This window comes from Paenibacillus mesotrionivorans (genome assembly GCF_046098205.1).
Taxonomy (GTDB): Bacteria; Bacillota; Bacilli; order Paenibacillales; family NBRC-103111; genus Paenibacillus_AR; species Paenibacillus_AR mesotrionivorans.
In genome coordinates this window covers 198,544-219,269 of the sequence record NZ_JBJURJ010000013.1, presented here as the reverse complement: position 1 = coordinate 219,269, position 20,726 = coordinate 198,544, and the positions used below count along the sequence as shown (strand labels likewise).

20 protein-coding genes are annotated in these 20,726 nt (G+C 56.6%); 11 read left to right on the top strand and 9 right to left on the bottom strand.

The features are described 5' to 3' along the window. Positions 1-4: 4 nt before the first annotated feature. From ACI1P1_RS19955 to ACI1P1_RS19930, 6 genes are all read left to right on the top strand, one after another. Positions 5-877, top strand: a complete 873-nt coding sequence (locus ACI1P1_RS19955; protein WP_416218206.1) for an SDR family oxidoreductase — start codon at positions 5-7, stop codon at positions 875-877. A gap of 93 nt (positions 878-970) precedes the next feature. Beyond that, the gene (locus ACI1P1_RS19950; protein WP_416218205.1) at positions 971-1,546 is read left to right on the top strand and encodes a GrpB family protein; all 576 of its coding nucleotides are present in this window, start codon (positions 971-973) and stop codon (positions 1,544-1,546) included. 21 nt (positions 1,547-1,567) lie between these two features. After that, on the top strand, positions 1,568-2,530 hold the full coding sequence (locus ACI1P1_RS19945) for a hypothetical protein (RefSeq protein ID WP_416218204.1): 963 nt from the start codon (positions 1,568-1,570) through the stop codon (positions 2,528-2,530). A 167-nt stretch (positions 2,531-2,697) separates the two neighbouring features. Then, positions 2,698-2,868: a hypothetical protein gene (locus ACI1P1_RS19940; RefSeq protein WP_416218203.1), complete on the top strand. Its 171-nt coding sequence runs from the start codon at positions 2,698-2,700 to the stop codon at positions 2,866-2,868. A gap of 300 nt (positions 2,869-3,168) precedes the next feature. Further along, complete coding sequence (locus tag ACI1P1_RS19935; RefSeq protein ID WP_416218202.1) at positions 3,169-3,495, top strand: antibiotic biosynthesis monooxygenase family protein; 327 nt, start codon at positions 3,169-3,171, stop codon at positions 3,493-3,495. Positions 3,496-3,572: 77 nt separating this feature from the next. Beyond that, complete coding sequence (locus ACI1P1_RS19930) at positions 3,573-5,120, top strand: FAD-dependent oxidoreductase (RefSeq protein WP_416218201.1); 1,548 nt, start codon at positions 3,573-3,575, stop codon at positions 5,118-5,120. Between the two features lie 395 nt (positions 5,121-5,515). Here ACI1P1_RS19930 and ACI1P1_RS19925 read toward each other — a convergent pair whose 3' ends face one another. From ACI1P1_RS19925 to ACI1P1_RS19915, 3 genes are read right to left on the bottom strand one after another with little or no spacing between them, the layout of a single operon-like run. Next, positions 5,516-6,148, bottom strand: a complete 633-nt coding sequence (locus tag ACI1P1_RS19925; protein WP_416218200.1) for a DedA family protein — start codon at positions 6,146-6,148, stop codon at positions 5,516-5,518. A 50-nt stretch (positions 6,149-6,198) separates the two neighbouring features. Beyond that, positions 6,199-6,843, bottom strand: a complete 645-nt coding sequence (locus tag ACI1P1_RS19920; RefSeq protein WP_416218199.1) for a hypothetical protein — start codon at positions 6,841-6,843, stop codon at positions 6,199-6,201. A 12-nt stretch (positions 6,844-6,855) separates the two neighbouring features. After that, a complete protein-coding gene (locus ACI1P1_RS19915) occupies positions 6,856-7,170 on the bottom strand; it encodes a PadR family transcriptional regulator (RefSeq protein WP_416218198.1) in 315 nt (104 codons plus the stop codon). Between the two features lie 151 nt (positions 7,171-7,321). Between ACI1P1_RS19915 and ACI1P1_RS19910 the strand changes: the two genes are divergently transcribed. Genes ACI1P1_RS19910 through ACI1P1_RS19900 form a run of 3 tightly spaced genes read left to right on the top strand, consistent with a single transcriptional unit; the run spans position 7,322 to position 9,998 of the window. Then, positions 7,322-7,912, top strand: coding sequence for a TetR/AcrR family transcriptional regulator (locus ACI1P1_RS19910; protein WP_416218197.1), 591 nt, complete (start codon positions 7,322-7,324; stop codon positions 7,910-7,912). Beyond that, entirely contained in the window at positions 7,912-8,952 is a 1,041-nt protein-coding gene (locus ACI1P1_RS19905) for a serine hydrolase domain-containing protein (RefSeq protein ID WP_416218196.1), read from the top strand. The genes ACI1P1_RS19910 and ACI1P1_RS19905 overlap by 1 nt, the downstream gene beginning before the upstream one ends. Continuing rightward, positions 8,949-9,998 (top strand): alpha/beta fold hydrolase, encoded by a 1,050-nt coding sequence (locus ACI1P1_RS19900; protein WP_416218195.1) that lies wholly within the window; start codon positions 8,949-8,951, stop codon positions 9,996-9,998. The genes ACI1P1_RS19905 and ACI1P1_RS19900 overlap by 4 nt, the downstream gene beginning before the upstream one ends. A gap of 71 nt (positions 9,999-10,069) precedes the next feature. Here the strand turns inward: ACI1P1_RS19900 and ACI1P1_RS19895 are convergent, their stop codons facing one another. The 5 genes from ACI1P1_RS19895 to ACI1P1_RS19875 are packed head-to-tail and all read right to left on the bottom strand — an operon-like array spanning position 10,070 to position 18,116. Then, positions 10,070-11,287, bottom strand: coding sequence for a VWA domain-containing protein (locus ACI1P1_RS19895; protein ID WP_416218194.1), 1,218 nt, complete (start codon positions 11,285-11,287; stop codon positions 10,070-10,072). After that, entirely contained in the window at positions 11,287-13,698 is a 2,412-nt protein-coding gene (locus ACI1P1_RS19890; RefSeq protein WP_416218193.1) for a DUF5682 family protein, read from the bottom strand. The genes ACI1P1_RS19895 and ACI1P1_RS19890 overlap by 1 nt, the downstream gene beginning before the upstream one ends. After that, entirely contained in the window at positions 13,695-14,801 is a 1,107-nt protein-coding gene (locus tag ACI1P1_RS19885) for an AAA family ATPase (protein ID WP_416218192.1), read from the bottom strand. Before ACI1P1_RS19885 ends, ACI1P1_RS19890 begins: the two co-directional genes overlap by 4 nt. Beyond that, a complete protein-coding gene (locus ACI1P1_RS19880) occupies positions 14,798-16,651 on the bottom strand; it encodes a HEAT repeat domain-containing protein (protein ID WP_416218191.1) in 1,854 nt (617 codons plus the stop codon). Before ACI1P1_RS19880 ends, ACI1P1_RS19885 begins: the two co-directional genes overlap by 4 nt. A 28-nt stretch (positions 16,652-16,679) precedes the next feature. Beyond that, complete coding sequence (locus ACI1P1_RS19875) at positions 16,680-18,116, bottom strand: SWIM zinc finger family protein (protein ID WP_416218190.1); 1,437 nt, start codon at positions 18,114-18,116, stop codon at positions 16,680-16,682. Positions 18,117-18,489: 373 nt separating this feature from the next. On the opposite strand from ACI1P1_RS19875, the gene ACI1P1_RS19870 reads away from it, so the two are divergent. Then, complete coding sequence (locus ACI1P1_RS19870) at positions 18,490-18,843, top strand: ArsR/SmtB family transcription factor (RefSeq protein WP_416218189.1); 354 nt, start codon at positions 18,490-18,492, stop codon at positions 18,841-18,843. 24 nt (positions 18,844-18,867) lie between these two features. After that, a complete protein-coding gene (locus ACI1P1_RS19865) occupies positions 18,868-19,380 on the top strand; it encodes an SRPBCC family protein (RefSeq protein ID WP_416218188.1) in 513 nt (170 codons plus the stop codon). Positions 19,381-19,728: 348 nt separating this feature from the next. Here ACI1P1_RS19865 and ACI1P1_RS19860 read toward each other — a convergent pair whose 3' ends face one another. Continuing rightward, on the bottom strand, positions 19,729-20,379 hold the full coding sequence (locus ACI1P1_RS19860; RefSeq protein ID WP_416218187.1) for a transcriptional regulator: 651 nt from the start codon (positions 20,377-20,379) through the stop codon (positions 19,729-19,731). Between the last annotated feature and the right edge of the window lie 347 nt (positions 20,380-20,726).

The window sequence follows — 20,726 nt, the reverse complement described above, 5'->3', positions numbered from 1 at the left end:
GCTTATGTCAACATCTACTGAAGAATCTGCCCATATCCATTCCGGCAGTCGGGTTGCCCTGGTTACCGGAGCCTCCAGCGGCTTCGGTATGCTGATTGCGCTGGAGCTGGCCCGCAAGGGGATCCATGTTGCAGCCACCATGAGAAATCCCGCGAAGGCGGGGGAGCTGCTGCAGCTGGCGGAGAAAGCAGGAGTCTCCGGCCGGGTTCAAGTGCTCCAATTGGATGTGACGGACCCCCTCTCCATCCGGGGGGCTATCGAGGAGACCCTGCGTGTCCATCAGCGGTTAGACATTCTGGTCAACAACGCAGGGTTTGCCGTCGGCGGTTTTGTGGAGGAGGTGTCCATGGACGGATGGCGTCAGCAGATGGAGACTAATTTCTTCGGACTGGTGGCGGTGACCCAAAGCGTCATCCCCATTATGCGGCAGCAGCAGAACGGGCTGATTATCAATATCAGCAGCGTCAGCGGCCGGGTGGCATTTCCGGGCTATGGCCCTTATGCCGCCTCCAAATTTGCCGTGGAGGGGTTTACGGAAACCCTCCGGCATGAGCTGGCTCCGCTGGGCATTGGCGTTGTGCTGGTGGAGCCGGGGGCCTACCGGACGCCCATCTGGAGCAAGGGGATTGACGGCATGGTGCCGACTGCCGATTCCCCCTACCGGGAGCGGCTGGAACGCATTTCGCAATACTCCCGCCGGACGGGGGAAACCGCACCCGATCCGCAGCAGGTGGCGGATTTGGTAGGCGTTCTGGCCGATGCCCGTTCCCCCCGCCTCCGTTACACCCTGGGCAGCGGCTCCAGGCTGGCGATATGGAGCAGGGCCCTGCTGCCCTGGAAATGGTTCGAAGCCATCATCAGGCAGGGGACACGGTAAGGATGCCAAGAAGACAGATCCTAGGCCGTGTTTGCAAACCCGTTTTGCTCCCCTCGGCGTTTGCAAGCACACCCTAGCTGAGGAGGCGAAAGCTTGAGACAGGATTTTTCCAAAGTAACGGCGGCGCGGCTTTCGGAGTTGTTTCCCATTCTGCATGAGGAGCATAATCCCTTGTGGAAGACGCATTATCTGGAGGAAAAGGCATTTCTGAAATCGGTATTTGGCGGCAATCTGGTCCGCATCAGCCATATCGGCAGCTCCTCTGTTCCCGGCTTGCTGGCAAAGCCCACTGTAGATATTTTGCTGGAGATACGCAGGGATACGGACTTAAATGCGGTAACGGAACGGATGAAGGATGAGGGCTATGTGGTCAACACACCAGCGGCCGATCTGATCATGTATCTGAAGGGGTACACCCCTGAGGGTTTCCGGGGCCAGGCTTTCCATATCCATGTCCGGCACAGTGGGGATTGGGGGGAGCTTTACTTCCGGGACTATCTCATGGCGCATCCGGAGAAGGCAGTGGAATATGCCGCCCTGAAGATAACGCTGAAGGAGCAGTTTCCCCATGATCGGGACGGTTACACGGAGGCAAAAGGGCAATTTGTGCTGGCTTGCACGGAACAGGCGAGAATGGAGTTTCCGGGGAGATATACTCCGGGGGAGTAAGATGAAAAAGGAGCTTAGCCCATGGTGAATCAAAAAAAACTGGAGTTGGCTTTCAAAAAGTACAAAAAAGGCCACAATTTCGAAGGGATCAAACAGGATTACGAGGAAAGAACGGTTGATGTTCAAAATATAGTGGATTCAAATCTTATAGAAAAGGACCATATCTTACTGTTGAGCCTTGAAGAAATTTTTAGGTATTACATGTCCCTTTGGAAGCGGGATGTTCTAGTAAAGGGCGGCCATACAATAGAACCGCTGAAAGTGATGCAGATGACGGCATTTTACCAATGTATGGGACATGATTTGTACAAAGTCAAGTATCCGAAAATGCGGTTGGAGTATTCGTTCGGTGATGTTGTCAGGTCATTGATTCATTGCTCTATGTTTGGCTGGGAGAAGGAAGAGAGCCTTTTATTTGATTTTATTGTCCATCATCTGGGCGATAATTTAATGCCGGCTAAGGAATGGGAAACCCATATCTGGTTTTTGCTGGAGCTATATTTGCAATATAGGGAAAAGACTATTTTAGCTACCAACCGTCAGGTTCATTTGGCCGTGATCGATAAGTTTAGGGAAGAAGGGATTCCTTATGGAAATATCCCCGAAGACCTCCACCTTTACGCTAAGGTGTTGGAACAATGGAAAGATGCAAATGACGATGAAATGCAGCAGTTTATCGTGGAAATGTCGGAGTTTCATACCGGATTGGTCTCGGAGATCGACAAAATGGGTGAATTTGGTGATTACAGATACGGCTTTTATCCGTATGAGATCATCTATCTGATGCATGTAAGGCAAAAAATCGGCAAGCCGATTACCAATTCATTAACCGATTTCTTAATGGATACACCGGAAGCAAAGCTGGAGTTTAACAACCCCGAACCTTATCCGGAATGGGACCCGGTGATGCGGAGGATCGACGATTTTTACCGCCGCCATTATCCCGAATATCTCCCTAATACATACGGCAGTCTATTTCAATAATCCCCGGATGAACCTGGTATGAATGACGATGAGCTTGTGCAGATCATTTTCGAGGACAGGAATGTGGCAGAGGCCATTTTGGAGGATAACGGAAATACGAAGCACGAGAGAATGTTGGAGATAGGGCTTTCAACACAAACATTCTTGCATCTGGATTAAAAGGTGAAGTGCATCAGGAAATCATCCATTTTATTCTGGATTATGAAAGTAATAAAGATCTGGAGCTGGTTGCTGCGGATGAGCTCGAGGAACTGGATGATTCGGAGTATGAGCAGATTAGAGAACAGGGAGAAATTAGTGCAGACAGAGCTAATGAAAGGAGAACATATACCGCCTGAAGAGAGAGGCATACAGTATTACCATTACGGTGAGGAATAGGTTGAAGCTGAAGCGCAATCACCGGTTTCTGCGGACACAGGAGACGTTATTTCCTCCAAAAGCGGACGTCTTCCGTTTATGCGGACTGAGGTTCCGCTAATTGCCGGAAAAGCCCCCGATTGTAACACCCGCCGGGCAATTAAGGGTTTCTGGGTCCGCAAGCTCCGGAAACAAGCCCATTTTCACCAAATAGAGGATCGTGAGTCCGTAACGACGACGTTTGCCCGGTTCATTATTACATTGAAGAGGAGAGCTGTCCCATGAGTGGCTTTGCCCAAACGCCAAAACCACCGTATTATGCGGTCATCTTTAGCTCCCTGCGGACACCGGGGGATCAAGGCTACGGCAGAATGTCTGATGAGATCGAAGCCATTGTTTCCCAGCAAAAAGGCTTCTTGGGTGTGGAAAGCGCCCGGAATGAGCAGGGCTTCGGCATCACCGTCTCCTATTGGGATTCCCTGGACAGCATTCAATTGTGGAAGAACAACGCCTCCCATATGAAGGCCAAGGAAATGGGAAAAAAGCTGTGGTATGAGCATTACAGGATCCGCATCTGCAAGGTGGAATCCGACGGTTTGTTCCACTAAAACTGCCGATGGTTTAAAGAAACCATAAATTGCCAACCCTAACCCTAGGATGATCTTGAACAATCGGAGGGGTATGTATGGCAGTATTGGAGCCGTTTTGGCGGGAAACAGCGGATATTCCCAAATTTCAAACGCTGGAGGAAAATGGGGAAGCGGATGTGGTTATTGTCGGCGGCGGGATTACCGGAATCACTGCGGCTTATCTTTTGGTCAAGGCAGGACTAAAGATTGTATTGCTGGAAGCGGATACCCTGCTCAATGGCACCACCGGGCACACCACAGCCAAAATCACGGCGCAGCATGATATCATTTACGATGAATTTATCAGCCACTTCGGCGAGGATACAGCCAAGCTGTATTACCAGGCCAACAGCGAAGCTCTGGAGTGGATTCAGGAAACCGTGCTGGCCCATCACATTCCATGCGATTTCAAGAGGCAGGACGCCTTTCTCTACGCCACAACGGAACAATCCGCCCGCAAGCTGGAGACGGAATGGGCTGCCTACCAGACGCTGGGTATACAAGGCGGTTTGGTTGGGAAAATCCCCTTTGCTATCCCAATCATCAACGCGCTCAGAATGGACAATCAGGCGCAGTTCCACCCCCTGCAGTATCTGACCCGGCTGGTTCAATTCATAACCGAGGGGGGCGGCAGGATCTTCGAGCACACCACTGCGGTGAACGTGGATAAAAACGGGGAACGGACGGCTGTTCTCACGCGTGACGGACACCGTGTGGAGGCGGCCAGAGTTCTGGTTTGCTCCCATTTTCCGTTTTATGAGGGGCTGGGGCTCTATTCGGCGAGATTACACGCGGACCGTTCCTATTGCCTGGCCTGCAGGACCAAAACCTCCTACCCCGGCGGCATGTACTTGAGCGTGGACCAGCCTACCCGTTCCTTGCGCTCCGTTACCTATCATGGGGAGGAGCTTGTGATTATTGGCGGTGAAAGCCACAAAACCGGACAGGGCAAGGATACCCGGGAGCATTACCAGGCGCTGGAGACCTTCGGCAGAGAGGTTATGGGTGCGGAGAAAATCCTGTATCAATGGTCCACTCAGGACTTGGGCACCTTGGACAAAATTCCTTACGTGGGGCCGGTAACAGAGGGGGAACCCCGTATTCTTATTGCCACCGGGTACCGGAAATGGGGCATGACCACCGGCACCGCCGCCGCGCATCTGCTTGCGGATTATGTTCTGGATCGGGATACTCCCTACCGGGAGCTGTATACCCCTTCGCGGTTCCAAGCCGATCCTTCGCTGAAGAAGCTCATCAAGGAAAACGCCAATGTGGTGGCCAATCTGGTAAAAGGCAAGCTGGAAAAGCCGGATACCCACCTGGAGCAGTTGGCCAAGGATGAAGGGGCTGTTATCACGCTGGGCGGGGAACGGAAGGGGGCGTACCGTGACCGGGAGGGCAAGCTGCATATTGTGGATACCACCTGCACCCATGTGGGGTGCGAGGTAAACTGGAACGCCGGCGAACGGACATGGGACTGCCCCTGCCACGGCTCCAGATTTTCGTATACGGGTGAGGTCGTCGAAGGACCTGCGGAAAAACCCCTGAAGAAGCATCATTATGATATGCTGGACAACTTGACCGACGAGGGTTCGGGATACTAAGAGCTGCGAGGAAATTAGCGGTACTTTATTTCGTCGAAGTCTCTAAAGGCCGGTTGGTTGAAGCAGCGGAAGAGAGCAAACTTGCGGATGCTCTCTTCTTTTTTTAACGGCGGTGAGAGACGCTATTTGCCCAAAAATGGGGTGCTGCAAAATCTAACGGAAGCAGGAGACGCTATTGAGCTAAAAAAGTCCCTGCAGAGTGGAAATGGGGCCCAATAGAGGCTGTGGCCGCCGTTAGATTTGTGGAAGGAGTGTTTTTGGCGAAATAAGGGCTCTCTCTTCCGTTAGCGAACAAAACCGGCCAAACGCGGCACGTTCGTGTAGGATCTGACTCGCAAAAAAAAGTAACCAGCTCAGGCTATCAGCCTGCGAGCTGGTTACTTTGCTTTCAACCATTACCCATCGGTGCGGGTGACCTTCTTTTTGGCGATGCGGTAGCGGTAAAAAACAAGGGCGAACACCAGCATGGAGATAGCCAGCAGGGCGTACACCACATTGGAGTACATATCCATGTAAGCCAGAACGCTGTCCCAGGAATTGCCCAGAATCGAGCCTACATAAACCAGGGCCGTGTTCCAAATCAGGGAGCCCAGGGTGGTCAGCAGCAGGAAGGAGACCAGATTCATTTTGGCGCTGCCCGCGGGAATGGAGATCAGGCTGCGGATCAGGGGAACCAGTCTGCCCAGCAGAACGGTCCAGGTTCCATGCTTGGCAAACCAGGTCTCCGCCTTATTGATATCCTCCGGCTTTAGGCGCAGCACCTTCCCGTACCGGACTACAATATCCGTCAGCCGTTCGGCAGACAGCAGCCGGCCTACGCCGTATAGGCAAAGCGCCCCTGCCACAGAACCGGCCGTTGCCGCGATAATCGCGCCTATCACCGTCATGCTAGTGGTGGTGGTCATAAACCCGCCCAAGGTGAGGATCACCTCGGAGGGGATGGGCGGGAAGAGGTTCTCCACCGCAATCAACAGGAAAATTCCGGCATAGCCGAACGAATCCATAATGCTGTAAACCCATTCCTCCATCGAACTCCACTCCTTTTGTATGGTTTCTCTTTTTTGGTCTGCGCGACGGGCTACGAGAAATAATTTTTGAGCTTCTTATATATGAACAGGTCCAAAAGCTTGTACAGCACGTACACCCCGAACAAGGAGACGCCGTACACTCCTGATACCGAACTGATGATCAGCCAAACGAGTGGTGGCTGCGCCAGAAGCATTTCAACCGACGTAGCCATAGCACAAACCCCCAGCAGCAGGATGCCATACCCCAGCAAATAGTGGTGCCCGTGAGTTTCGAAGGGAACGGTGTGTTTGGACATGGCCAGAAATTCCCTGACCTGAAACTGGCTGATGACCTCCTTGGCCGCTTCTTCCCCGGACCGGCCCTGCTCCTCCAGATCCGCTGCGAAGTCTTCCAGAAAGTTGCGCAGTTCGGTTTTGTCCTCGGCATCCATCACCAATTGCTCCACATACGCCCCGATATCCCCATGCTTCCGGTATAGATTATTGACGCGGATATGCCCGATATAGTTTATCCCGCACCATAAAGCAGCCAGTGAGAAGGATATATAATAGGTCACAGCCAGCCAAAGCTGGTCTTGGGGATCGATCTGTTCGTCAATCGTATACGCCACCACACAGACCACGATGGACAGGAGCAGCACCGGACTGTAGCGCAGCTCCGCCAGGCTGAATACCTTACGGGCCCAATTTCTCATGACTCCATCTCCTCAAATAAACCGGTTCACGATTTCCGACATCAGCTTCCAGCTGGCGATATGGGTATCCAGGAGCTGCTTGCCCTCTCCGGTGAGCCTGTAATATTTGCGGCGGCCGCCGTGGCTCTGGTCTCCCCAATATGCCGAGATGGCATGATGCTTCTCCAGCCGCTTCAGGGCCAGATATAAGGTAGCCTCCTGGATTTCGAAGGCTCCTTCCGTGCGCTCCTTGATGGCCTTGGAAATTTCGTAGCCGTAATTGTCCCGGGTGTTCAATACAGACAGGATCAACAGGTCGACAGTGCCTTTCAGCATTTCCGCGTTCAAAGGGGCTCACCTCCCCCAAACCTACCTAATAATGTTAAGTACAGAGCCATTATAAAGCATAAGTACCTAACAATGCAATGTACTTGGGGATATAGCTTGCTAACATAACTTGTGTTATGCTAAGCATATGCTTAGGATATTAGGAGGGCTTATGGGAAAAAGAGCGGAGCAGCATGAGCACCGGCGTTTGCAGCTGCTGCAAATCGCCCTGGACCAGTTTATTACCAAGGGCTTCCACGGCACCTCCACAAGGGAAATTTCCAGAATCGCCGGCATCAGCTCCGGGTTGATGTTTAACTATTTCAGCACCAAGGAAAGCCTGTTTGAAGCACTTGTGGAAATCGGCTGCAGCAAGATGATTCTGGAGGCAGAGGCCGGGGAAGGGGTCAGTCCCCTTGTTCTTCTGGAAAAACAGGTTAGAGGTTTGCTGCACATGATAGCCGAAAGACCGCAGGCTGCGAAAATGTTCGTTTTTATGGCTTATGCCAGCTACAATGCGCAAGCGATTTCTCCTATAGCAGGAGCGCTCCTCACCAATCATAACCTGATTGAGCAATGTGTGCCGCTTATCGAGGAGGGGCAGAGGCTGGGTGAGATCAGGCCCGGCCATCCGATGGCTCTTTCCATGGCATTTTGGTGCTCCATACAAGGCATCGCCCAGGAGCTTGCGTTGACCCCGGGAAACCCGCTTCCCGAAGCAGATTGGCTTCTGGATATTTTGCGCGCAAGGGAGGTACGGTGATGAAGCAAACATTGGCGTTGGAAAAGATGTTTCAGCAAACAACAGGCTCCAATCGAATTTACGAGGCCGTATTGCTGGTGGAGAACACAAAGGGGGATGTGTCAGCTTGCTTCGGATACGGGGGGAAACATGCGGATTCACCCCTTACCATGGCCAGCACGGCCAAGCTGTTTACCACGGTCTGTATCCTTCAGCTATGGGAGCAGGGACGGCTGTCTCTGGAGGACAAGGTGGCCAGGCATGTGGATGAAGCGGTGCTTAAGGGGCTGCATGTGTACAAAGGCAGGGAATATTCCTTTGAGCTGACCGTGGCGGATTTGCTGTTTCAGACAAGCGGTTTGCCGGATTATTTTGAGGAAGGCAGCAATATGCGGAAGAGAACGCTCACCGAAGACTACTCCATCACATTCGCCCAAATGGTGGAGGAGACGAAGAAGCTTCGTCCCCATTTTGCACCACAGCCCGCATCGTCCAAAGCCTATTATTCGGACATCAATTTTGATTTGATGGGACACGTGATCGAACAGATCGAGGGGCTGCCCCTGGAAAAGGTGTATGAAAAGCGGATATTCGGGCCGCTGGGGCTTGCCCGGACCTATCTGCCCACTGGGCCGGAGCATACCGTGCCGGAGATTTATTACAAGGACCAACGGCTGCATCGTCCGCAGGCAATCAGCAGCTACCGGGCCAGCGGCGGGTGCATCACCACCGCGGTAGAACTGATGGTTTTCCTGAAGGGCTTCTTCAACGGCGCCTTGTTTCCGGTCCGTCTGCTGGAGAAGCTGGCGGTTTACCGGAGGCTGCAGCTTTCCATGGGGCCGATCCGTTATGGTGGAGGTTTTATGCAGATTCCGCTCCGTTCCGCAAACACCCTTTTTATGGGGAAAGGAGAGCTGTTAGGACACTCGGGAACCACTGGCTCGTTTGCGTTTTATTATCCGCTGAAGGATTTGTTTATGGTGGGAGACTTGAATCAGCTGGCGCATCCGTCCTATGCCATCCGGCTGGTGATGAAGCTGGCCATGGGGTACAAAGCATGAAGAAACCGCTTGGAAAAGCTGCAAAAACCGGCTTTATCTGCGGAGCCATTATGATTCTGGTGTTAGCCGCCGGCTTCTTCATGCCTACATGGACACCTGCCATTAAAGGGGAAAGCAGCGTCAGCATGCTGAAGCAGATTCACATAAACGGAACCGGACACGAGGTTATGATTCGTGGAGAGGACCGGAGCAATCCCATCGTCATTTTTGTCCACGGGGGTCCGGGCTGCTCCGAAATTCCTTACATACGGGAGTATCAGAAGCGGCTGGAGCGGAACTTTACCATTGTGCATTATGACCAGCGCGGCAGCGGGAAATCCTTTCACTTCGGCGAGGACTATTCCGGGCTGTCGTCGGATTTGCTGGTGGAGGACCTACTGGCTCTGACTGACTATGTAACAGCAGAGCTGGATGTTTCCAAGGTATTGCTGGTGGGCCATTCCTTCGGCACCTACATCGGCATGAAGGCGGCGGCACAGGCGCCGGAAAAGTTCGCCGCTTATATCGGCATCGGGCAGGTCGCCGATCATAGGGATAGTGAGCTGGATGGTTTGGATTTTGCCTTAGAGCAAGCTTTGGAAGCAGGAAATACCGGTGATGCGGAGCGGTTGGAGAAGCTCCGGCCTGACATCAGTGAAGGGAAGATCCTTACACCCCGTGATCTCATCCGCAAGTACGGCGGCGCAGCCAGACAGCTGAATGATAACATGCTTTATGTAAAAGGATTCCTGCTGGCGCCGGAGTATAATCTGCTGGATGTGGTCCGTTATTGGAGAGGCGTTGGACTGTCGCAGAGGATTTTGCTGGCGGAGGAATCGGAGCGGAGTATTCCAGAATTGGTGGACAAGCTGGAGATACCTTGTTTTTTTGTGATGGGGCAGTATGACTACATGACCTCCACAAAGGCGGCCCGAACGTATTTTGACGGTCTGGAGGCTCCGCGTAAGGAATTTATCCTGTTCAACGAATCCGCCCATTATCCGCAGCTGGAGGAAGAAGAGCGGTTCGCGGAGTGGATGGAGGATACTTTCCTGAGATCCATATAAGAAAAGGAGCTGCGCCCGGCAGATGATCTGTCGGAAGCGAAGCTCCTTTTTAGGTTGCGGTGGATAGCTGATTATGCCTGCTGGACGTTCAGGCCTTTGGCAAGCTCACCCAGGTCGGCTCCCTTCAAGGCGCCTTCCACCAGAGTGGGCAGCATGGCGGGGGTGCAGGCGAAGCTGGGAGTGCCGTCCCGGGCGAACTGGCGGGCTACATTCTCGTCATAGTAGGGTTTCCCGCTGTCGGAGAGGGCCAGGAGGCAGAGGGTGCGGACGCCGGATTCCCGCATTTCCCGCATACGCCGGATCAACCCGGCCTGGCTTCCGCCTTCGATCAGGTCGGAGATCAGGATGAAGAGGGTTTTTTTGGGCTCCTCCACAAACTGCTCGCAATACCGGACGGATTTGTGGATATCCGTGCCGCCGCCCAACTGGATGCCGAAGAGCATATCCACAGGGTCATTGGCGCAGGCCTCCGTTAAATCCACCACCTCGGTATCGAACACCACCACGCGGGTGGACAAGGCCGGGATGGAAGCGAAGATGGAGCCCACCACAGAGGCCCAGATTACGGAATCCGCCATGGAGCCGCTTTGGTCGATGTCCAGGATCACGGTCCATTCCTTGCTCTTGCGGGCCCGGTCGAAGTAATAGAACTTCTCCGGCACCAGGATGCCGCGTTCCGGATCATAATGCTTCAGGTTGCGGCGGATGGTCCGTTTCCAGTCGATCCCGGACAGAGAGGGCAGCGGCGTATGCTGCCTCCGGTTTAAGGCGCCGGTCACGGCCCGTCGGATATCATTCTCCATCCGGCGGACCAGATCATCCACTACCGCCTTCACCAGAAGGCGTGCGGTGTCCTTGGTTTTCTCCGGGATTTTTCCCTTGAGGGTCATCAGAGTGCCCACCATCTGAATGTCCGGCTTCACGGTGGCCAGGAGCTCCGGCTCGAACAGCAGCTGCTTCCAGCCCTTGCGCTCCATGGCGTCATTCTGGATGATGGATACCGTATCCTCGGCGAACAGGGAGCGTACGTCCCCCAGCCATTTGGCCAGCACCGGGGCGGAACGGCCCGATCCGGCGCCGCGGCGGGAGGAGCCTCCAGTGCCCGAGCCGGTACCTGTGCTTTCGCCGGTGGTGTCATCATAAATGGCCGCCAGGGCCTGGTCCATAATCCGCTCTTCCTCGGTAAGGGAGACGGCGCCGCCTGCATATTCAGCCAGACGCTCCTCGCCTGCACTGCCCAGAATCAGTCTCCAGCGGGTTACCGGAAGCTTATCCCCAGGAGCCGCCATCAGAAATCACCGAAGTCAAAATCGTTCAAGCTGTCCAGCATCGACTTCTCCTCCTCTCCCAATTCTCCGGTTACCGCTTCTGCGGTTTCTTCCGTATCCGTCCGCCACAGCTCGCCGAGAAGCTCGGCGGCCATGGTTTTCTCCTTGTGGGAGAAGGTGCTGAAGGCCCGACGCAGGAACACCAGAGCGCGGCGGAACTGCTCCTCGTCCAGACCTGCAATATACCCGTCCAGCTGCTCCCACAGATGCGGCCTGGACAGAAGGGCGTAGCGGTTGCGCATGGACAGTCCCTCGAACCATCCCGCACCCAGCTCAGCCGGGATGCCTGGGGACAGACGGCGGGACATTTCCGCTCCGGCCTCCTCAGCCGTCAGAAGGCCACGCTCCAGCAGGATTGCACAGGCCAGGCCGGAAAGCTTGGGGTTGCGGTCATCCCGGTCCGCCAGCTTCCGCAGCTCAGCGGTCCACAGCTCCCCGTCGGCCCATTCCTCATGCTCGCGGCTTAGGGCATCCAGCTGGCCCATAGCTTGGGCCATCCCCGCCGCCGCTTCGTCGCTGCAGCCCGCTGCATCGGGCAGATACAGGCAGCTGCGCACGAACAGCTGGCGCATCATGGGACCGAGATGCCCGGTCTCCACCCGGCGGAGGGTGCCATAGCCCAGCACCACTGCCAGCTCGGCGGCTGCGCCGGCCATTCCGGCCACATCGCGGCTGTCGGCGGCCAGGCGCTGGAGGACGCTGATGCCCGTCTCCATCTGGGCGGTCAGGCCGCAGAGGCATGCCATGTTGATCAGCTGCGAGGCTTCGGCGATGCTGCTGCAGGCTTCCATGCTCTGCCGCAGCTTGAAGGCGGCCGCCAGCTCCACGGTTTCCCCCAGCAGCACGGCCTCCACCAGGCGGATTTCGCTTTCGGGGGTCCATTGCAGCACCCACTCCTCCTTCCAGGAGGCATCCTGCTGGCCGCTGGCCCGATGCTGCGCAAAGCCGATGTCCAGCCAGGCGAGCCGGTGCAGGAAGCGGGAGCGCCTTAAGTCGAGCAGGGCGGCCTCCTCCGAGGAGACTCTGCGGTTTTCCCGCAGGTCCAGAGTCAGCCCCGAGGCAACGGCGGTGCGGTATTTATCCAGCTTCAGCTCCCGGAGCAGCCGGGAGAAATCATCCTGAATTGGCGTTTGGCCCACTCCCTCGGGCAGCCGGCCGATAGCCGTGCCCACATCCAGCCGGGCCAATGCCTCCGCCACTGTGCCCAGGTCCCCTTGGCCCAGGAGTGTCCGCGCGGCATCCCGCAGGTCGGCCAGCACAGTTGCGCTGCCCTCATGCAGGGATGCCAGCGCCTCCGCCAGCCGCACCGCCTCAATCACCTCGGCGGTAGAGCGGTGGGTACCTGCACGGCGCATGAGCCGGGCGGCCTCCGCCAGATAACGGTAGGGGAGCTGGGGAAGAGTCCCCTCCAGCATGGCCTCCCACATCATGGCGAAATAGTTGGGGGCGGCGTTGCCCGCCCCGTAGCCTGACATGCTGGACAGCCGGTAATAGGAATACGGCATCAGCGCCAGCTTGGAGGAGCAGCGGGGCAGCTGCCCAAGCTCGCCGTCGGTCATGGCGGGAGCCGCTCCGGCCAGAGCGGAGGCGTGGTAAGCGCCGCAAACCACTACAGTCTGCGAGGGCTTGTGCCCCTCTGCAAGAGCCTCCTGGAGGCAGCGGGCCATATACGATTCCCGCACGGCGTTATAGGCGAACTCCCCGCCGCGTTCCCGCCGCTCCGCGTCCTCCGTCAGCTCCCGCATGTGGCGGGAGAAGGCCAGGATAGCGCTGCGGTACGCCTCGGGGTTCAGATTATGCTCAAAATGACGCTCCCAGTATGTTTCATAGTTGGGCTCCCCGGCCAGCTCAGCCAGCTCCTCATAGAGGTTCCGCCGGACAGCAGCGGGGGGGCTTTCGTGAGCGGCGGGAGCTGCGCCGGGAGCCGCCACGCGGTCCTGCGGCTCCTTTGGCTCCTCCTGAGGCGTAGTAGCCGGCTCCCGGGGGGAATCCGGGTCTTGGAGGGCCAGGGTCACATCCGAGGGCAGATCCATAAAACGAACCTCTACCCCCCGGCGCACCGCCCACTTCATGGCCTGGTACTCCGGCGAATACTCCGCCAAGGGCCACATCACTGTCCGCACGGGAAGCTCCTGCGTATAGGCCAGTATGGCCACCGGCGGTTTGGCAGCGGAGGAGACCAGATGGGGGATGTATCCGGAGGCGTCGGAGGGTCCTTCGATCAGCACCAGGGTGGGCTTGATGGCCTCAAGCAGCCGGAGGAGATGGTAAGCTCCTCCGGGCGAAAGATGCCGGACACCGAACAGATGGGGGGCCTCTGCGCCTGAAGCCGCAGCTGCGGCCTCTCTTTTCAGCTCAGGCCCGGCGCTCATCCGTTCAACTCCAAGCAGGCCTGGTAAAGCCCCCGCCAATCGCTGCCGCGCTTCTTCATAATCTGGTCCAGATACTCCTTCCAGACCAGACGGTCCTTGTCATCATCCTTGACAATGGCGCCCTGGAGCCCGGCGGCCAGGTCCTGGTCCCGCAGCTCCCCGGTGCCGAAGCTGGCGGCCAGAGCCATGCTGCCCGTCAGGAGGGATATGGCTTCCGCAGTGGAAATAGCGCCGCCGGGGGACTTCACCTTTTCTTTTTTGTCCAGCGTCATGCCGCTCCTAAGCTCCCGGAAAATGGTTACTACCTTCACCAATGCTTCCTCCGCAGGCAGAGAAGCCTGAAGCTCGTAGGAAGCGGAAATTTCTGCCACCCGCTTGCGGACGATCTCCACCTCCGTCTCCATGTCCGCCGGGGCAGGCAGTACGATGATGTTGAAGCGCCGCTTCAAGGCGGCGGACATTTCATTGACCCCTTTGTCCCGGGTATTGGCGGTGGCGATGACGGAGAAGCCCTTGCGCGCACCCGTCTCCACACCCAGCTCAGGGACGGAGATGGTTTTTTCCGACAGGATGGAGATAAGGGCGTCCTGCACCTCCGAGGCACAGCGGGAAATTTCCTCGAACCGGGCAAGCCGTCCCGTCTCCATAGCCCGCATCACAGGGCTTTTCACCAGCGCCTCCTGCGACGGGCCGTTGGCCAGCAGCATGGCGTAGTTCCAGGAGTAGCGCACCTGCTCCTCCGTTGTCCCGGCAGTGCCCTGTACGATCAGGCCGGAGTTGCCGCTGATGGCGGCAGCCAGGTTCTCCGACAGCCAGGATTTGGCCGTGCCGGGTTCGCCGATCAGGAGCAGGGCCCGGTCTGTCACCAGGGTGGCGATGGCCATCTCAACCAGCCGGTTATTGCCCATGTACTTGGGCGTAATGATCTTTTTGCCTGCTTTGCCACCTGTGATAAAGGTGAGCACAGCCCGGGGAGACATGCTCCAGCCGGTAGGGGCTTTTCCCTCATCCGTTTTGCGCAGCTCCTCCAGCTCCTCCGCATACAAGACTTCTGCAGGCTGCCGCAGAAGGGCCGCTCCATTATTTTCCGCCGACTTGGTCATTTCACCATCTCCTCCAGGACATATTCGATTTGCTTTGCGCTTTCGTAGCGGTACGTGGTTTTCAGCTTGCCGAGCCGCTCGGCGTAAGAGGGAGGCAGCTTCAGCAGCTGCTCAAACATGTACCCGTCCAGGGAATAGTAGGTTTGCATGTTTTTCTGCTCCAGCAGTTGCAGCAAGAGCTCCCGGAATACTTCGGGGTCCTCACCGGCACGCTCCAAGCCTTGCAGGTATGTGGATGCATTGTCCCGGGAATTGCGGCCCTGCTTCGTCAGGAGTTTGCCGGCGAGATAGTCCCGGCAGCCCTTGTGCCCCGGTCTGGCGAATGCAGCTACCAGGTCCGCTGCGTCGTGGCGGATAGCCCAGTCCAGCCAGCGGGGGTCCCATCTGTCAGCGATGTCCGGGGCAGCGGCCATTTCCATGCGGGTATACTCCCGCAGGCTGCCGTCGGACATCAGCGTCCGGTAGGTGCGCTGCTCCTGATAGTTTATAAGAGTTTCGATAACATGGATAATTTGCGCGGTACGGGAGACGGATTTTTTGCGTCCGATGGCTTCCTTCAGCTTGTCGGTCCAGGTGTCCCCGTAACGGTCGAACAGCTCCTTCGGCGTCAATAGCCCGGCTGCCGCCCGGAAGGAATAGTCGATGCCTGGCGGATACTGCTCCTCCAGTCCGAACAAAAGCTCCAGGGCCTCCTTGGAATGGCTGTTGACCAGATATTCCGCCGCACGCTCCAACAGCACTCCCCATCCGGCAACCAGGAAGGGCTTGCTGTTGCGGACCACCTCGGCGAACACTTCCTCCAGCTCCGGCTCCCGGCTGTGGCCCAAACCCACCAAGTAATTGCTGATGCGGCTCCATGCTGCGGCCCGTTCCTTGTCCTCCACGCCCCAGCTGCCGGCAATGGCCTTCTCCACGTCCGAGCGAAGAAGGGGGATGAGCCGGCGGCTTATCTCCGGCCAGGGATGGTTGGATAAAGCGTGGGCTGCCAACTCGCTGTCCTTACCGGAGAAAGCGGCATACAGCGTCTCTGCCCCCTGCGGATCGGCAGCCTCCGCCAGTGCCAGGTAAGCCGCCTCCCGGACAGCCTTTTTCCGGTCCTTGGTATACCCGATAATGAGGTCCGTATGGCCGGGCAAGCTTCCCAAGCTTCTTACGGCGGCTGTACGAACCTCGTCGCTGCCTTCATCGGCTGCGGCCAGGATCAGCTCCGGCTGTCCGCCCAGCTTCGCCAGCAGCTGGAGCTTGCGGGCCTCCCGCTTGCCGCCCTGCAGATTGAAGGAGGCGGTCAAATAGGGAATTGCCTCCGCCCCATACAGAGGGATGATATGCTCCTGTATATAATCCGCCAGCTCCGGATACGGATCGCCCAAACCTTCGACCACCAAGGGAAACAGCCGGAGATCGGAGAAGTGCCCCTGCTTAAAGGCTTCGGTGACGATTTCATAACGGCCGCTGCCGGTTTCTGTCAGCGCCTGCTCTATAGGAGCCAACTGGCGGCAGGTGAGCCGGGTTTCGAATTTCAGCCCGCCCGAAGCCGGCAAGGGAGCTGCCTCCTCCAAGGGCTGGGCGCCGCTTTGGGTGGCTAGAATGGACCCCAACAGGGCTCCCAATTCCTGCAGCCGCCAGGCGGGTCCGGGCTCCTGGGCAGCACCGGGCTGCTCTCCGATCAGCTCTCCGATCAGCTCCCGGATCAGCTCGGCCAGCTTGCCGAACACCGGCGCCTGGGCCGCCAAGGCCTCAAACCGGGGCAGCAGCCGCTTCAACCGGTAATCGCCCGCCGCCAGTCCGCTGCCGGCTATGTACAGCCGGTCTGTCTCCTGCTTCAGCTCCAACAGTAACGCGTTGCTCATTCGTATTCCCTCCAGTCGCTTGGGTATGTTAATACAGCAGCCGGACCATGCGGTCCCGGTGAATGACAGTCAAGGGCTGGATGGCCAGCCGGCCCGTCTCCGGGCGGTGGCGGAACAGCACGAGCATACAGGCATCCTGCAGCAGCTCCGCCGGGACAAAAGGAAGCAGCTCTACGGTTCCGCGTCCCAGCTCGCCGGTGTTCTCCAGGGCAAGCTCCGCTCCTGTGCTGTCCCGGATCACATACCCTCCCTGATCGGTGAGGCGGGTTTCGGACACATGGAGCAGGAGGGCGGGGGAACGCTGGGCCAGCGGGTTCTTCAGCTGGTTCCGCACGGTCTTCAATGCCTCACCGTATGAACGGAAGGCCTGGGCCGACACTGCCTGCCAATCCCCGGCTTCCGGCGGCCGGGAGGTCCACTCCTCAAAGCGCACCCGCCGGTTCAGCCCGCCGGGATACACATACAGCTCCTTGGCTTTGGCCACCTCCATAAAGCTGTCATCCTCGCGGATATGGCGGGCGGCCTTGTAGGGCCGGTACTGAACGGTGCGGTGAATCTGATTCGTGCCCAGCTCCAGCCAAAAGCCGGTATCCACATATTCCTGACGTGCCGCATCATCCCAGTTGGCGAAGGCCAGCTGCAGAAGCTCGGCCTGCTCCTTGTACAACCCAAGCTCCTTCAGCTCGGACAGCTGCCAAACGTGGCCCAGCCATTCCTCCAGCTCGGATTCGGTATCCGGGGCGGACTCTCCCTTGCTGTCAATGCGGGCTTGAAGATACGTCCGGCCCTTCTTAATGAGGGCATGCATGGAGCCCAACTGCTCAATGGCATATTCATAACCGGAGCGGCCTCCTTCCTGAAGCAGCAGAGAGAGACGGCGGAGCTCATTTTGGGCGCCGGACAGGTAATAATTGCCCAGCTCCTTCACCTGACCCTGGAGCAGGGTTTGGGTTTTCTGGTCAACGGTGCCCAAACCCCCGTTGATGATGTTCATCAGCAGCTTGTCCAGCCGCTCCAAACCCTCCAACTGGGTATTCATTTTTTTCAAAAGAGCGGATTTGTTGGTTTTTTTGGGTTTGGCCGGAGTGGGGTTTGCTTCCTCCTGCTCTTTTTTCTCGGCGCGTTTCTCGGCCTTTTCCCGCTTGGCTGCCAGGTCCTCCGGAACAGGCGCTTCGGTGAAGCTTTGGCCGTTGATATAGGCGTATAACAGGCCCAGCGCATGTTTGCAGGGGAATTGGCGACTGGGGCAGGTGCAGCGGAATACCGGTTTTTCCGGCTGGGCAAAATCCGCCGAGGTGGAATAGTTGGAGCTGCCGCTGCCCTGGCATTCGCCAAACAGCAGATCGCCGGTTTCGGAGCGGTGTAACCCGACGAATTTTTTCTTTTGAACCAGCCCCTGTGCGTTCTTGATGGTGGCGCTGTTAGGGGCCAGGGAGTCGGCATAAGCCGCAGTAACTTCAATCACATGGATGCCTCCAATCCTGATCTCCAAAGTGGAATTTCCAGTGCTTGCCTATGAAAAAGTGTAACATTGTTCCAAAATTCTATCAATTCAGCCGATAGACTCATATAATTAGTGCCCAAATTAGTTCTCCCAACAGTAACCCAAAGCGGGAATTTGCTCCCCGGAGGTTGCCGGAATCGACCCCCTCTCATCATTGTTATTGCGTACAAGATGAAATCATGCCCGGCGGGAAGTTTGAAATCGTGCCTGGCGGAACGTTTGAAATCGTGCTCAGCGGAACGTTTGAAACCATGCTCGGAGACACGTTTGGATTTGGGCTCGACGGGACTATTTCGAGCCGGGCTCTGAATATTCCTTTAAAGGAATATTCTCTATGAGGTATACTCGGGGTATGAAGGAAACCTTATTTGCACTTGCTGAGCGCAACCGATTGCAGATTGTGGAGCTTTTGCGGGATGGACCACTGACGGTGGGGGAGATTGCCGGGCGGCTGGGCTTGCAGCAGCCCCAGGTGTCCAAGCATCTCCGGGTGCTTCACCATGCGGGCTTGGTGGCCATACAGCCGGATGCCAACAGGCGGATCTACCAGCTGCGGCCGGAGCCCTTACAGGAACTGGATGTATGGCTGGACACCTTCCGCCGTATCTGGGATCACCGTTTTGACCGGCTGGACCGGTATCTTGAAGACTTGCAGCAGAAGCGTACCAATGAGGAGAAGCCCTCTTAGTCCGACAGTTATTATGAGGAGGAAATGATGATGAGTGAAAAGCTGTCTCGTCCGCAGTTGGTCATCACCCGCACCTTTAACGCCCCCCGGGAGCATGTTTTTCAGGCATGCACTGAGGCGGAGCATCTGAAACATTGGTGGGGGCCGGAAGGCGCCGCGCTGCATGTAGTGGAATTTGATTGTCGCCCCGGCGGCGTGTTCCGTTATTACACGGAGACGGAGGAGGGCGTGATGTGGGTGAAGCTTGTCTATCAGGAGATTGCCGCACCGGATCGTCTGGTGTTCGTCAATTCCTTCTCCGACGAGGAGGGGAAGCTGATTCGCGCTCCGTTCTGGCCCGAATATCCGCTGGAAATCCGCAATGAGTTCACCTTCACGGAAGAAGGTGGACGGACGACGCTGACGATGACCAGCGCTCCTGTCAATGCCGGTCCGGAGGACCTGGCGTTCTTCGCCTCTGTCATTCCCGATGTGGAGGAGGGCTTCGGCGGCACCTTCGAGCGGTTGGCGTTGTATGTGGAGAAGCTCCGGGAATAACACAACAGCAAAGGATAAAAAGCCCCGTGCTGCGGGGCTTTTCTGTTGGGCGCATTTTAGGATTTGCAGCGTCAGACTCCCTTTGCCCGGCGGGTTGAGGTGCGGCATTCTAACGGAAGCAGAAGCCCTTATTTGGCCAAAAATAGGGGATTCAAAATTCTAAAGGAAGCAGGGGACGTTATTATGCTAAAATGGGGCCTGCAGCAGGCTGTTTTGGTCAAATAACGGCGCTCACCGCCGTTAGAATTCTGCGGGTGGCCTTTTCGCCGAAATAGCGGCTCTGGCCGCCGTTAGCTGCTCAACCCGGGTTTCGCGGCTGCTTCCAGCCGATAGAGTTACCTGCTCTGACTACCGCCCCAGCTCATAAGAGCGGTAGCGTTGATTGCCGCTGGACACCACCAGGCTGCCTTGTTCGACCAGCTGGCGGAGGAGATGGCGGGTTTGGCGTTCCGATATTTGCAGATGGTTGGCAAGCTCCTTGGGTATAAAGGGGCGTGCCAATCTGCACGCAAAACGCAAGGCCTCCGCCTGACCCCACCCTAATCCCGACGGAACGGAGATAGAGAGGAAACGTCCAACGAACGCCAGTGTCAGTTGCTTGCACACCGCCGGATCATCCCGTATGGACAAATATGCGATGGGCAGAAATACCCAATCATCCAAAGCAAGCAAAGCCTGCTTCAGGCATAAATCCTTAAAACGCCCCGCCTCAATGTCCCGGGCATGGGTACGGTAATCCTGAATCTCGATGCAGCCCTTCGCCCCGCCTCCCGGAAGATAAGCAAGGTCAAGATAACGGCAGCCGTTGTTCATATCCCGCACCTCAAATTCGGGGTACAGGAAGTCGAAATTTCCAATGGCCGGAAACCAGATAGTCCGCAGAAAAGCTTCTGTACTATGGTTTAACCCCTTTGCCAGCAGCTCTTTTCTGCGGGGATTTGACGCCACCTTAATCTGCTCAGCCAACCATTGCTCATATACCAAATTGAATACGTTCATCCTTCCACCTCTTTGTCCATATGTACGCAAAAAGCCGCCTCAGTAGCAGCAGGTTCCTTCAAACCGGCTGTTACCAAAGCGGCATGTGCTTCACGCCAACGTAGTTGTATAGTTGATATCTGCATTATAGCATAATTAGGGTTTTCAGCGTCCAGAAGTTTTTCGGGACGGTTGATGCACAGGTTCTAACGGAAGCAGAAGCCTTTATTTGCCTGAAAACAGTGCGTTCGAAATTCTAACGGAAGCAGGGAACGCTATTTTGCTAAAAAAGGGCGTGTGGCGGGCAGTTTGGGCCAAATAACGGCGCTCACCGCCGTTAGAATTGCGAAGGGGGCATTTTCGCCGAA

Bases quoted from the DNA above. Each gene is read 5' to 3' on its own strand.
- ACI1P1_RS19945 (WP_416218204.1), top strand. From the start codon at position 1,568: ATGGTGAATCAAAAAAAACTGGAGTTGGCTTTCAAAAAGTACAAAAAA.
- ACI1P1_RS19935 (WP_416218202.1), top strand. From the start codon at position 3,169: ATGAGTGGCTTTGCCCAAACGCCAAAACCACCGTATTATGCGGTCATC.
- ACI1P1_RS19920 (WP_416218199.1), bottom strand. From the start codon at position 6,843: ATGAGAAATTGGGCCCGTAAGGTATTCAGCCTGGCGGAGCTGCGCTAC.
- ACI1P1_RS19890 (WP_416218193.1), bottom strand. From the start codon at position 13,698: ATGAGCGCCGGGCCTGAGCTGAAAAGAGAGGCCGCAGCTGCGGCTTCA.
- ACI1P1_RS19900 (WP_416218195.1), top strand. From the start codon at position 8,949: ATGAAGAAACCGCTTGGAAAAGCTGCAAAAACCGGCTTTATCTGCGGA.
- ACI1P1_RS19910 (WP_416218197.1), top strand. From the start codon at position 7,322: ATGGGAAAAAGAGCGGAGCAGCATGAGCACCGGCGTTTGCAGCTGCTG.
- ACI1P1_RS19930 (WP_416218201.1), top strand. From the start codon at position 3,573: ATGGCAGTATTGGAGCCGTTTTGGCGGGAAACAGCGGATATTCCCAAA.
- ACI1P1_RS19895 (WP_416218194.1), bottom strand. From the start codon at position 11,287: ATGGCGGCTCCTGGGGATAAGCTTCCGGTAACCCGCTGGAGACTGATT.
- ACI1P1_RS19880 (WP_416218191.1), bottom strand. From the start codon at position 16,651: ATGAGCAACGCGTTACTGTTGGAGCTGAAGCAGGAGACAGACCGGCTG.
- ACI1P1_RS19870 (WP_416218189.1), top strand. From the start codon at position 18,490: ATGAGGTATACTCGGGGTATGAAGGAAACCTTATTTGCACTTGCTGAG.
- ACI1P1_RS19955 (WP_416218206.1), top strand. From the start codon at position 5: ATGTCAACATCTACTGAAGAATCTGCCCATATCCATTCCGGCAGTCGG.
- ACI1P1_RS19865 (WP_416218188.1), top strand. From the start codon at position 18,868: ATGATGATGAGTGAAAAGCTGTCTCGTCCGCAGTTGGTCATCACCCGC.
- ACI1P1_RS19925 (WP_416218200.1), bottom strand. From the start codon at position 6,148: ATGGAGGAATGGGTTTACAGCATTATGGATTCGTTCGGCTATGCCGGA.
- ACI1P1_RS19905 (WP_416218196.1), top strand. From the start codon at position 7,912: ATGAAGCAAACATTGGCGTTGGAAAAGATGTTTCAGCAAACAACAGGC.
- ACI1P1_RS19860 (WP_416218187.1), bottom strand. From the start codon at position 20,379: ATGAACGTATTCAATTTGGTATATGAGCAATGGTTGGCTGAGCAGATT.
- ACI1P1_RS19885 (WP_416218192.1), bottom strand. From the start codon at position 14,801: ATGACCAAGTCGGCGGAAAATAATGGAGCGGCCCTTCTGCGGCAGCCT.